Here is a 12770-nt window from a genome sequence, read left to right as displayed (position 1 = left end):
CAATGCACCAACCGCAACGGCAAGCCTTTTCGGCCGCTTTTGCCTCGCTGCTGCCCCATTCGCGTGTCCCGCTCGCGTCGAATCGCCCCGCCCGGGCGCTGCCCGGTCAGGCCGCCAACACGCATGATGTCTCACGACGACTTCGGAAAACCAATTTGAAATTACATCAGGATTCGAGCGGCGCCCTCAACACCGTCACCGGTTACGGCGTCGACTACGTCGAAATCAATCTGGTGCGCCATTCCGGCAGCCTTCTCGTGCTGCCGGACGCACCGGTCATCCCTTGGCCCGTCTCCTCTTTCGGGCAACTGAGCGCCGAGCACTTCGCCATGCTGGTCGATTCCGCGCCCGAGGTGGTCGTGTTCGGCAGCGGCGGGCGGCTGCGCTTTCCGCATCCACGCCTGACCGCCGCGCTGAGCGCGAAGCGCATCGGCGTCGAAACGATGGACTTCAAGGCCGCCTGCCGCACTTACAACATTCTGATGGCCGAGGGTCGCAAGGTCGCGGCCGCGCTGTTGATCGAAGCGTAGGCGCGTGCCGTGCAGCCGCTCCGGCGCGGATTGGCCGCGGCGCGCCGCACCCGTGCCCGGTGCGTTCGCGCTGCGTGCCCGGCGAGTGCCGGCCGCATTCGCGCTGCCCGGCTGACTCGCCGGGCTCACTACGCGCCCTGTCCGCGCGGCGGCCGATCACGTACACTGCGCGCCATCGAAGGCAGTACCGGCAGCTGGCCACGGCTGCGCGTTCCGGCCGCGCGCTGTCGACGGCAGGCGAAAAAGCCACCGCCGCCAACGCCGGCTGCGCTCGCGGGCAACCAGAATGCGGCGCGCAGAGTCTGACGCACGCGCGCCTTGCGCACGGCAGTCCCGCGCAGCGCCGGTTGCTGCGCGGAGGGCCGCCTCGCCTGGCCGGTCGCCAGTTCCGAACAACACCGCTTCGCCGCCCGCGCGGCGTCGCCACAAAGGTTGAAATCCATGAACGATACGCCTTCCAGGCTACCGCTCAACCGCACCACGATTCTGCTGCTGGTGCTGGCCCTCGCCGTGATCTGGTTCGTGCCGCTCGGCTGGCGCCACCTGCTGCCGAGCGACGAAGGCCGCTACGCCGAAATGGCGCGCGAGATGTTCGTCACCGGCGACTGGATCACGCCGCGCTACAACGGCTACAAGTATTTCGAGAAGCCGCCGCTACAGACCTGGGCGAACGCACTCACGTTCGCGTGGTTCGGCATCGGCGAATGGCAGGCGCGGCTTTATACCGCACTGACGGGCTTTGCCGGCGTGCTGCTGATCGGCTTCACCGGCGCGCGCGCGTTCAACGCGGCGACCGGCGTGTTTGCGGCGATCGTGCTGGCCACCTCGCCGTACTGGAACCTGATGGGCCACTTCAACACGCTCGACATGGGCCTGTCGTTCTGGATGGAACTGACGCTGTGCGCGCTGCTGCTCGCGCAGCGCCCCAACCTGCGCACCGCCTGCGTGCGCGGCTGGATGTGGGTGTGCTGGGGCTCGATGGCGCTGGCGGTGCTGTCCAAGGGACTCGTCGGCGTGATCCTGCCGGGCGCCGTGCTCGTGCTTTATACACTGATCGCGCGCGACTGGGCCGTGTGGAAGCGCCTGCATCTGATCGGCGGCCTGATCGTATTCTTCGCGATCGTCACGCCGTGGTTCGTGCTGGTGCAGCAGCGCAACCCGGAATTCCTCAATTTCTTTTTCATCGTTCAGCAGTTCAAGCGCTATCTGACGCCTGAGCAGAACCGTCCGGGGCCGTTCTACTACTTCGTGCCGGTGCTGCTGGTGGGCTTCCTGCCGTGGCTCTCGGTGACGCTGCAAAGCGTGCGCCACGCATGGCGCCTGCCGCGCCAGCCGAACGGCTTCGCGCCGGTCACGCTGATGCTGACGTGGACTGTCTTCATCTTCCTGTTCTTCAGTGCGTCGCATTCGAAGCTGCTGTCCTACACGCTGCCGATCGCGCCGCCGATCGCGCTTCTGATCGGCCTGTACCTGCCGCTCGTCACGCGCGGCCAGTTGCGCCGCCACCTCGCCGGCTATGCGCTCTTTCTCGTCGCGGCCGCGTTCGGCGCGCTGTTCCTGCCGCGTTTCGGCAGTGCCCGCAATCCGGCCGAACTGTATGCCGAATACCGCACGTGGGTGTTGGCGGCGCTCGCCGTCGCCTTCGTGCTGACGCTGGCCGCGCTGTGGCTGAATCGCCGCAGCCGGGCCGGCAGCCTCGGCGCGCTCGCCACTTTCGGCGCCGCCTGGCTGCTGCTCGGCACCATCGCCGGTACGGGTCACGACGTGTTCGGCCGCCTGAGCTCCGGTGCGCCGCTCGCGCCCGCCATCAAGGCGGAGATCGCGAGGTTGCCGGCGGATACGCCGTTCTACTCGGTGGGCGTGCTCGACCACACGCTGCCGTTCTATGTCGACCACGCGATGATCATGGTCGAGCATCCCGACGAACTGGCGTTCGGCGTGTCCGTCGAACCGCAGAAATGGATCCCGTCCGTCGATGCGTGGATCGAGCGCTGGAAGGCCGACCGCTACGCGCTCGCGCTGATCCCGCCGCCGACCTACGACCGGCTCCTCAAGCAAGGCCTGCCGATGCAGGTGATCGCCCGCGACTCGCGCCGCGTGGTGGTCGAGAAGCCGCGCGCCGCGCCCGGCGCGCCGGCGGCCGTGGCTCCGGCTCCGGTGGAAAAAGCACAACAATGACCCCATATCAGGATCTGACCGTTCAATGAACCCGATTTCCCTCTTTTGCATTCTTGCGGGCGTCACGTTGAACGCCGGCGCGCAGTTGCTGCTCAAAGCCGGAACGAATGCCGTTGGACACTTCGAATTCACCCGTGCGAACATCCTGCCCATCGCCTTTCGCCTCGCAACCCAGCCGCCCATCATCGGCGGGCTGGCCTGTTATGTGATCAGCGTGGCCGTGTGGATCGTCGGGCTGTCGCGGGTGGACGTGTCGATCGCCTATCCGATGCTCTCGCTCGGCTACGTCGTCAATGCGTTCGCGGCGTGGTACCTGTTCGGCGAAGTGTTGTCGGTACAGAAAATGATCGGCATCGGCATCATCCTGATCGGCGTGCTGGTACTGGCGCGCAGCTAGAGGTAACGGCCCGGCGGCGGCGTGCCGGCCACAATCTATTACTGTTTATTGCCGGCACCGCCTGCACAGACGCAGGCGGCAAAGACCATGAGCCGGCGATCCGGCCGGCTAAGGAATACGTAAGGTTGACCACGGTATGCTGCGCGGTTGCGCCCCGTTTTAGTCGCGGCCCTGGTTGCGCATGGTGTGTGGTTTAGTTCGCGCCCTTCGGGCTGCGCCCCCTTTCAATCGAGCGAAGCATTCATGAGCCAGTCAACAGTCCCGTTTTTGCCCTTTGTGAAACCCGAAATCGACGAGGAAACGATTCAGGGCGTCGCCGACGTGCTGCGCTCCGGCTGGATCACCACCGGCCCGCAGAACCAGAAATTCGAAGCGGCGCTCTCCGAATTCTGCGGCGGCCGCCCGGTGCGCACGTTCAATTCGGGCACGGCGACGCTGGAAATCGGCCTGCGCATTGCCGGCGTGGGCGAAGGCGACGAGGTGATCACCTCGCCGGCCTCGTGGGTCTCGACCAGCAACGTGATCTATGAAGTCGGCGCGACGCCGGTGTTCGCCGACATCGACCCGGTCACCCGCAACATCGACCTCGATCTGCTCGAAAAGGCCATCACGCCGCGCACCAAAGCGCTGATTCCGGTCTATCTGTCGGGCCTGCCGGTCGATATGGACCGGTTGTATGCCATTGCCCGCGCCCACAAGCTGCGCGTGATCGAAGACGCCGCGCAGGCGTTCGGCTCGACGTGGAAAGGCGAGCGCATCGGCCGGCTGGGCGACATGGTCTCGTTCAGCTTCCATGCGAACAAGAACCTCACCTCGATCGAAGGCGGCGCACTCGTGCTGAACAATGAGCAGGAAGCCATCCTTGCGCAGAAATACCGCCTGCAAGGCATCACGCGCACCGGCTTCGACGGCATGGACTGCGACGTGCTCGGCGGCAAGTACAACCTGACGGACGTCGCCGCGCGCGTCGGCCTCGGTCAGTTGCCGCATCTGGAGCGCTTTCTCGCGCAGCGCAGGAAACTGGTGCGCGCGTATTTCGCGGGCTTCGAGGGCGGCGCGGCGACGAAACTGGGAGTCGGCCTGCCGTTTGCTGACTTTGAAAACAGCAATTGGCACATGTTCCAGATCACGCTGCCGCTCGAAAAACTCTCGATCGACCGCGCCGGCTTCATGGGCCAACTGAAAGAGCGCGGCATCGGTTCGGGCGTGCACTACCCGGCGATCCACCTGTTCTCGCTGTACCGCGCGCGCGGCTTCAGCGAAGGCATGTTTCCGCATGCGGAGCGGTTCGGCGCGACCACCGTCACGCTGCCGCTTTTCACGCTGATGAACGAAGGCGACGTGGAGCGCGTATGCCGCGCGGTCAATGAAATTTGCGAACAATACGGAAAATAAGCGGAAATGATTTATTCGGAACATCGCGCCGTCGCACCGGAAGTGTCGGTCATCATCCCGGTGTACAACGAGGAAGCCGGTCTGGCTGCGCTGTTCGCGCGCCTCTATCCCGCGCTCGACGCGCTCGGCACCGGTTATGAAGTGATCTTCATCAACGACGGCAGCCGCGACAAATCCGCCGCCCTGCTCGCCGAGCAGTTCCGCGCGCGTCCCGACTCGACCCGCGTGATTCTGCTGAACGGCAACTACGGCCAGCACATGGCGATTCTGGCGGGCTTCGAGCAATCGCGCGGCGAGATCGTCATCACGCTCGACGCCGACCTGCAGAATCCGCCGGAAGAAATCGCCAAGCTGGTCAACAAGATGCGCGAAGGCTACGACTACGTCGGCACGATTCGCCTGCAGCGCCAGGACAGCCTGTGGCGCCGCAAGGCTTCGCGCGCGATGAACCGGCTGCGCGAGCGCATCACCCGCATCAAGATGACCGACCAGGGCTGCATGCTGCGCGCGTACAGCCGGCACATCATCGACACGATCAATCGCTGCGGCGAAATCAACACCTTCATTCCGGCGCTCGCGTACACGTTCGCGCAGAATCCGGTGGAAATCGAGGTCGCGCACGAAGAGCGTTTTGCCGGCGAATCGAAGTACTCGCTGTATTCGCTGATCCGCCTGAACTTCGACCTCGTGACCGGCTTCTCGGTGGTGCCGCTGCAATGGCTGTCGTTCATCGGCGTGATCCTGTCGCTCGGCTCCGCGGCGCTGTTCGTGCTGCTGCTGATTCGCCGCTTCATCATCGGCGCGGAAGTGCAAGGTGTGTTCACGCTGTTCGCGATCACGTTCTTCCTGCTCGGCGTGATCATCTTCGCGCTCGGCCTGCTCGGCGAATATATCGGCCGGATCTATCAGCAGGTGCGCGCGCGTCCGCGCTACCTCGTGCAAACCATTCTCGAACAGCGCGACGGCACGACCGTCGCCGAAGCGCCGCGCCAGACGGTCGTCCAGGCCGTGCAGGCCGCGCCGCTCCTCGATCAGGGCCCCACTCCATGAAGCCGCGCGCCATCGTATTCGCGTATCACAACGTCGGTGTGCGCTGTCTGCAGGTGCTGCTCGCGCGCGGCGTGGACGTGGCGCTCGTCGTCACGCACGAAGACAACCCGACCGAAAACATCTGGTTCGGCAGCGTCGCCGCCGTCGCGGCCGAGCACGGCATTCCGGTGATTACACCGAGCGATCCGAAGAGTCCCGAGCTGCGCGCCGCGGTGAGCGCCGCCCGCCCGGACTTCATCTTCTCGTTCTACTACCGCCACATGTTGCCGGTCGAGTTGCTGGCGCTCGCCACACGAGGTGCTTACAACATGCACGGCTCGCTGCTGCCGAAGTACCGCGGCCGCGTGCCGACCAACTGGGCGGTGATCCACGGCGAAACCGAAACCGGCGCGACGCTGCACGAAATGGCCGCCAGGCCGGACGCGGGCGCGATCATTGCGCAAACGCCGGTGCCGATCCTGCCCGACGACACCGCCGCCCAGGTGTTCGACAAGGTCACGGTGGCCGCCGAGCAAACACTGTGGCGCGTGCTGCCGTCGTTGCTGGCGGGCGAAGCGCCGCATCTGCCGAACGATATCTCGCACGGCAGCTATTACGGCGGACGCAAACCGGAAGACGGGCGCATCGACTGGACGCAACCGGCGCAGCAGGTCTACAACCTGATCCGCGCGGTCGCGCCGCCCTATCCGGGCGCTTTCACGGACCTCGGCGGGCACCGCTTCATGGTGGCGCGCGCGCGGCTGGCCGCGCCCGGCGCGCTTCGCTCGGATTTGCCCGCGGGCCTGCACGTAAGCGATAATGGCATTTTCGCGATATGCGGCGACGGTCGCGCGATCGCCATCCACGAATTGCGGCACCAGCACGACGGCAGCGAGACTGTCGTCACACCGGCCGAATTTGCCCAGCTCATCCAAACTCCCCGTTACTCATGAAAAAAGTCCTGATTCTGGGTGTGAACGGCTTTATCGGCCATCACCTGTCCAAACGCATTCTCGAAACGACCGATTGGGAAGTGTTCGGAATGGACATGCAGACCGAACGTCTGGGCGACCTGATCAATCATGAACGGATGCACTTCTTCGAAGGCGACATCACGATCAACAAGGAGTGGGTCGAATATCACGTCAAGAAGTGCGATGTGATCCTGCCGCTGGTCGCGATCGCCACGCCCGCCACGTACGTGAAGCAGCCGCTGCGCGTGTTCGAACTCGACTTCGAGGCGAACCTGCCGATCGTGCGTTCGGCCGTCAAGTATGGCAAGCACCTCGTGTTTCCGTCCACGTCCGAGGTCTACGGCATGTGCACGGACGAGCAGTTCGATCCGGAAGAGTCGCAACTGTCGTACGGCCCGATCAACAAGCCGCGCTGGATCTACGCATGCTCCAAGCAGTTGATGGACCGCGTGATCTGGGGTTACGGCATGGAAGGCCTGAACTTCACGCTGTTCCGTCCGTTCAACTGGATCGGCCCGGGCCTCGACTCGATCTACACGCCGAAGGAAGGCAGCTCGCGCGTGGTCACGCAGTTCCTCGGCCATATCGTGCGCGGCGAGAACATCAGCCTCGTGGACGGCGGCGCGCAAAAGCGCGCGTTCACGGATATCGACGACGGCATCGGCGCGCTGATGAAGATCATCGAGAACAAGGACGGCGTGGCGACGGGCAAGATCTACAACATCGGCAACCCGACCAACAATTTCTCGGTGCGCGAGCTCGCGCACAAGATGCTGACGCTCGCCGCCGAATTCCCGGAATACGCGGATACGGCCAAACAGGTGCAACTGGTCGAAACCTCGTCGGGCGCTTACTACGGCGCCGGTTATCAGGACGTGCAGAACCGCGTGCCGAAGATCGACAACACCATGCAGGAACTCGGCTGGGCGCCCAGGTCGACTTTCGACGAAGCGCTGCGCAAGATTTTCGAAGCGTATCGCGGCCACGTCGGCGAAGCGCGCGCTCTCGTCGAACAGCAGTAAGGGCAGATCCTTGGCCCGTATCGTCCTGAAGATCGACGTCGACACGCTGCGCGGCACCCGCGAAGGCGTGCCGAACCTCGCCCGTATTTTCGACCGCTTCAAGGCGCGCGCCACCTTCCTCTTCAGCCTCGGGCCCGACCACACCGGTTGGGCGATGCGCCGCGTGCTGCGGCCGGGCTTTCTGCAGAAGGTGTCGCGCACCTCGGTGGTCGAACACTACGGTATCAAACAGTTGATGTACGGCGTGCTGCTGCCCGGCCCGGACATCGGCGCCAAGGCCGCGGCGGAAATGCGCGCGATCCACGAAGCCGGCTTCGAATGCGGCATTCATACGTGGGATCACGTCTACTGGCAGGACAACGTGCGCTCGAAAGACCGCGCATGGACCACGGCGCAGATGCAGCGAAGCCACGACCGTTTCGTCGAGGTGTTCGGCACGCCGCCGGTCACGCACGGCGCGGCCGGCTGGCAGATGAACGGCCACGCGTTCGAGCAGATCGACGCGTGGGGCATGCGCTACGCGTCCGACGGCCGCGGCCACTCGCCGTATCTGCCGGTGGTCGGCGGGCGAACGCTCACGCATGTGCAGATGCCCACCACGCTGCCCACGCTCGACGAAGTGCTCGGCGTGGACGGTGTCGAGCCGCACAATGTCGCCGCGTGGATGCTCAAGCATACGGAAAACAATCCGCACGACCAGGTGTACACGCTGCACGCGGAACTCGAAGGGCAAAAGCTCGCGCCGATTTTCGAACAGCTTCTGGAAGGCTGGCGCGCGCAAGGCCACACCTTCGCGACGATGGGCGATTACTACGCGACGCTAGACCGCAGCACGCTGCCATCGTACCCTGTTACATGGGGCGAAATTCCAGGGCGCTCCGGCGAACTGATTGTCCAGCCCTGACTGGTCAACCCGCAGCCGGCCCTGACGACCCGACCGCCGCGCGAGACATGCCGCGCGCCGGCCGCCCCTCCCCAAAAGTCTCGACGCCAGGCCGGCGCCGCCGCATTCGTCCGGCACCGGCCATAACAACCGGAGAACCTCGTGCCCATCGCAGTCGACCAACCCATCCCCGACTTCACCGCCCCCGCTACCGGCGGCGAGATCACGCTGTCCAAGCTGCGGGGCAAGAAGGTGGTGCTGTATTTTTATCCAAAGGACAACACGCCGGGCTGCACGACCGAAGGTCTGCAGTTCCGCGACCTGTATCCGAAGTTCAGGAAGGCCGGCGCGGAGATCATCGGCGTGTCGCGCGACAGCCTGCGCTCGCATGACAATTTCAAGGCAAAGCTCGAACTGCCCTTCCCGTTGATCTCGGATCCCGAAGAAACGCTGTGCGCGCTCTTCAACGTCATCAAAATGAAGAAAATGTATGGCAAAGAAGTACGGGGAATCGAACGCTCCACGTTCCTCATCGACGCTGGAGGCGTGCTGCGCCAGGAGTGGCGAGGCGTGAAGGTGCCCGGCCACGTCGACGACATTCTGGAGGCTGTACAAGCGCTTTGAGGCGCGTTATATTGGGTTGCAATGAGTGCCTGTACATCCCAAATTCTTCGCCGCTGCGCCAGACTTGACGGCCGTTTCCGGTTTTTCCCGGGTGCCGTCGGAGTCGTGAGGCGCAACGCGAGCACTGTAGGCGAGCCGCTTGCCCCGTACGCCGGGGCGGCGGCTTTTTTAATTGCGCGCGGCCGTTCGTTCACTCGGCCACGCGCTTCCGTTAAGGAGCCGATCGAAGACCAGGCGAACCGGCATCTCTAGACCGAATGCGCGCCTCCGGGCGCAAACTGCGTGCGCATCCTTTGGCACCGGCAGAATGCGACAGGCGGCGCACGATATGCGACCCGATTAATTCGAGGGAAACCATGCCTTTGCCTACCCCCCCCAGCAAGCTCGGCAATCTCCTGCCGCCTGACGAATACAAGGCCAAAGCCGCCAGCCCGGCGCGCTCCGCCGCGAAGAAACAGGCGACCGTTGGGGAATCCGCAGAGTCGGCCGACTATGGCCGCGCAAACGTCGCCACGCCAATGGCGCACGCCGCCAATGCCGCGACCACTTTGCGGCCTGTGCCGACGTCGTCGGCGGCTCCGGCTGTATCCGAATCCTCGGGCCAGGCCGCACCCACCCGCAGCCGCAAATCGAAGCAGACGGCCGCCCTGTTGCAGCCGGTTCCCGCCGCCCGTCCGCAAGCCGAGCCGGCCGCGCCCGCAGAGCCGGTCGTCGCGCGCGCGCCGAGCGCAAAGCAAGCCGAGGCGAGCACACCCGCAGCCACCGCGCCGAACACGCGCGGCAGCGGCAGGAAACGCGGCGCGGCTACCGAGCCGGTCGAAGTCCAGAAGCTCTTCGTGCTCGACACGAACGTGCTGATGCACGATCCGAGCTGCCTGTTCCGTTTCGAGGAACACGACGTCTATCTGCCGATGATGACGTTGGAAGAACTCGACAACCACAAGAAGGGCATGTCGGAAGTCGCGCGTAATGCCCGTCAGGTGAGCCGCACACTGGACGCACTCGTGGCGAACGCCGGCAATATGTCCGACGGCATATCGCTCGCGCGTCTGGGCAGCCGCGAGGCTTCCGGCCGCCTGTATTTCCAGACCAAGCTCACCGCCATCGAACCGGTGGAAGGTCTGCCGGAAGGCAAGGCCGATAACCAGATCCTCGGCGTGGTGCGCGCGTTGCAGCGCGACCGGATGGATCGCCTGGTCGTGCTGGTGTCGAAAGACATCAACATGCGCATCAAGGCGCATGCGCTCGGCCTGCCGGCTGAAGACTACTTCAACGACCAGGTGCTCGAAGACAGCGATCTGCTGTACTCCGGCATTCGCGCGCTGCCGCAGGATTTCTGGACCAGGCACGCGAAAGGCATGGAGAGCTGGCAGGACACCAAGACCGGAACCACGTATTACCGCGTGACCGGTCCGCTGTGCGCATCGATGCTGGTCAACGAGTTCGTCTATCTGGAGCCTCAGAACGGCGAGCCGGCATTTCACGCGCTGGTGCGCGAACTGAACGGCAAGACGGCGCTGCTGCAAACCTTGCGCGACTACGGCCACCACAAGAACAACGTGTGGGGCATCACGGCGCGTAACCGCGAGCAGAACTTCGCGCTGAACCTGCTGATGAACCCGGAGATCGACTTCGTCACGCTGCTCGGTCAGGCCGGCACCGGCAAGACGCTGGTCGCGCTCGCCGCCGGTCTTGCGCAGGTGCTGGACGACAAGCGCTACAACGAGATCATCGTGACGCGCGCAACGGTACCGGTCGGCGAAGACATCGGCTTCCTGCCGGGTACCGAAGAGGAAAAAATGCAGCCGTGGATGGGTGCATTCGACGACAACCTCGAAGTCCTGCAGAAAACCGACGACGCAGCCGGCGAATGGGGCCGCGCCGCGACTCAGGAACTGATCCGCTCGCGCCTGAAGGTCAAGAGCATGAACTTCATGCGCGGCCGCACGTTCGTGGACAAGTATCTGATCATCGACGAGGCGCAAAACCTGACGCCGAAGCAGATGAAAACGCTGGTCACCCGCGCGGGTCCTGGCACCAAGATCATCTGTCTGGGCAACATCGCGCAGATCGATACGCCGTACCTGACGGAAGGCAGTTCGGGTCTGACCTACGTGGTCGATCGCTTCAAGGGCTGGGCGCACAGCGGGCATGTGACACTGGCACGCGGCGAGCGTTCGCGTCTTGCCGACTACGCGTCGGAAATTCTCTAGGTTTCAATTAGTTAGCTTCAGTCCGAAGCCACGTCCGGAGCACTCCGGACGTGGCTTTTTTCTTGGCGGTGCGTTCCCGACTGGCAACACTTAGCGCATGAACTTCATGTAATTTGTGAAGAATTCTTGCCGGAGCAAGGCTCCAAGGGCTACCATCCCGACATCGTCCGCCATTAAACGAGCGTTTACCGCTCTCCTCGTATTCATGCGCCGACTCGCCTTTTCGCTGCTGACCGTTCTGCTGCTCGCCGCCTGTGCCGGCGCGCCGCAAAAGACGTCGTCGCGCGGCTCGGGCAGCGGGATCGTGGTGGCGAACGGCGCTTATCACGCTCCGCCGCCCGGGTTTCCGAACTTCGTCGATCACAGCATCGGCCGTGAGGAAATCTCGATTCAGGCGATGAGCCTCGTCGGCATTCCATACCGCTGGGGTGGCAATACGCCGGATAGCGGCTTCGATTGCAGCGGATTGGTACGCTATGTGGTTTCGCGCGCGGCTTCCGTGAATCTGCCGCGCACGACGGCGGACATGAGCGGGCGCGGCGAGTCGATAGAACCGGACGAGATCGCGCCGGGCGATCTGATTTTCTTCAACACGACGGGGCGCGCGCATTCGCATGTCGGTATTTATGTGGGCAAGCTGCGCTTCGTCAACGCGCCGTCGACCGGCGGTACGGTGCGGCTCGACTATCTGACCAATCCGTATTGGGCCAAACGCTTCGACGGCATTCGTCGGGTGGCCGCGCCGGCTGCAACGCCAACGCCGTTCGATACGCCGAGCTATCAGGCCGCGGCGCCGCAGCCTGAGCGCGTCGCGCCGGTGGTGCAGACAACCCCGGCATACGCGGGTGCGGCGGGCACGACGGCGGCCGTGGCGGCGCCGCCCTCGGCGAAGACAGCGGCACAACCGCCGGTCTATGCCGCAGGTGCGCTGCAACCCCAATCCCAGCCGCAGCAGACGGCCCGAGTTGCGGCGGCGCCTCGCGCGCCTTTGACCGCGGAGGCTCAGCCGCTCACGGCATCGGCACAAGCTGATCCGTTCGAGCCGCCACCGCCCGCCATGAGCGCCGCGCAGATCCAGGCGCGTGCGGCTGGCGCAGTATCGCCGGCGCCGGTTGCTGGCGCTCAGGTCAGCGCTTACGACAGCAACGCCGGCTCGATGGCGCAACAACAACCGGCCGCTTCACGCGGCGCGGCGCAAACAGCGGCCGTCCGCGCGCCCGATCCTATCGACGCGGCAGCCGACGCGTTCGAACCGCCGCCGCCCGCCGCCGTCGCCGCACGCCAGGCCCGGCAGGCGCAGCAAGCCGATGAAAGCGGCAACGTGCAGATCATGCGGGCTTCCACGGCGTCGCGCGGCATGCCCGCTCCCACGCAAACCAACGACGACCCGATCGCCCGCTTCGCCAACGGCAACTTCTGAGGCCGCGCAGCGCGGTTGGTGGTCAGTGCGCTGACACGTCCGCCCGGCGGCTTGCACTCATGCACGGCGCTGCGGACCAGTGCATCACAAGCTCGCCGCCGATCT

At 64.8% G+C, this 12770-nt stretch carries 11 protein-coding genes; all 11 read left to right on the top strand.

The genetic code is table 11. The features are described 5' to 3' along the window. Positions 1 to 155: 155 nt before the first annotated feature. The 11 genes from BXE_RS10185 (at position 156) to BXE_RS10130 (ending at position 12665) form a co-directional block, all read left to right on the top strand. Complete coding sequence (locus tag BXE_RS10185) at positions 156 to 530, top strand: Mth938-like domain-containing protein (RefSeq protein ID WP_011488228.1); 375 nt, start codon at positions 156 to 158, stop codon at positions 528 to 530. A gap of 441 nt (positions 531 to 971) precedes the next feature. After that, complete coding sequence (locus BXE_RS10175; protein WP_011488226.1) at positions 972 to 2708, top strand: ArnT family glycosyltransferase; 1737 nt, start codon at positions 972 to 974, stop codon at positions 2706 to 2708. Positions 2709 to 2733: 25 nt separating this feature from the next. Continuing rightward, on the top strand, positions 2734 to 3105 hold the full coding sequence (locus BXE_RS10170; RefSeq protein WP_007182095.1) for an SMR family transporter: 372 nt from the start codon (positions 2734 to 2736) through the stop codon (positions 3103 to 3105). A 243-nt stretch (positions 3106 to 3348) separates the two neighbouring features. Beyond that, positions 3349 to 4500, top strand: a complete 1152-nt coding sequence (locus tag BXE_RS10165) for a DegT/DnrJ/EryC1/StrS family aminotransferase (protein WP_011488225.1) — start codon at positions 3349 to 3351, stop codon at positions 4498 to 4500. 6 nt (positions 4501 to 4506) lie between these two features. Beyond that, on the top strand, positions 4507 to 5550 hold the full coding sequence (locus BXE_RS10160) for a glycosyltransferase (RefSeq protein WP_011488224.1): 1044 nt from the start codon (positions 4507 to 4509) through the stop codon (positions 5548 to 5550). Beyond that, positions 5547 to 6482, top strand: coding sequence for a formyltransferase (locus BXE_RS10155; protein WP_011488223.1), 936 nt, complete (start codon positions 5547 to 5549; stop codon positions 6480 to 6482). The genes BXE_RS10160 and BXE_RS10155 overlap by 4 nt, the downstream gene beginning before the upstream one ends. Continuing rightward, the gene (locus tag BXE_RS10150) at positions 6479 to 7525 is read left to right on the top strand and encodes a bifunctional UDP-4-keto-pentose/UDP-xylose synthase (protein ID WP_011488222.1); all 1047 of its coding nucleotides are present in this window, start codon (positions 6479 to 6481) and stop codon (positions 7523 to 7525) included. Before BXE_RS10155 ends, BXE_RS10150 begins: the two co-directional genes overlap by 4 nt. Positions 7526 to 7535: 10 nt before the next feature. Beyond that, positions 7536 to 8429 carry a polysaccharide deacetylase family protein gene (locus tag BXE_RS10145; protein ID WP_011488221.1) on the top strand — a complete coding sequence of 298 codons (894 nt, stop codon included), beginning with the start codon at positions 7536 to 7538 and terminating at the stop codon, positions 8427 to 8429. Positions 8430 to 8570: 141 nt separating this feature from the next. Next, positions 8571 to 9032 carry a peroxiredoxin gene (locus tag BXE_RS10140; RefSeq protein WP_011488220.1) on the top strand — a complete coding sequence of 154 codons (462 nt, stop codon included), beginning with the start codon at positions 8571 to 8573 and terminating at the stop codon, positions 9030 to 9032. Positions 9033 to 9388: 356 nt separating this feature from the next. After that, entirely contained in the window at positions 9389 to 11245 is a 1857-nt protein-coding gene (locus BXE_RS10135) for a PhoH family protein (RefSeq protein ID WP_038457965.1), read from the top strand. A 205-nt stretch (positions 11246 to 11450) separates the two neighbouring features. Beyond that, entirely contained in the window at positions 11451 to 12665 is a 1215-nt protein-coding gene (locus BXE_RS10130) for a C40 family peptidase (RefSeq protein WP_011488218.1), read from the top strand. The last annotated feature ends 105 nt before the right edge of the window (positions 12666 to 12770 follow it).

The organism is Paraburkholderia xenovorans LB400 (assembly GCF_000013645.1).
Lineage (GTDB): Bacteria > Pseudomonadota > Gammaproteobacteria > Burkholderiales > Burkholderiaceae > Paraburkholderia > Paraburkholderia xenovorans.
Note: the sequence above shows the minus strand (reverse complement) of the source record. Positions and strands in the feature narration are given on the sequence as shown.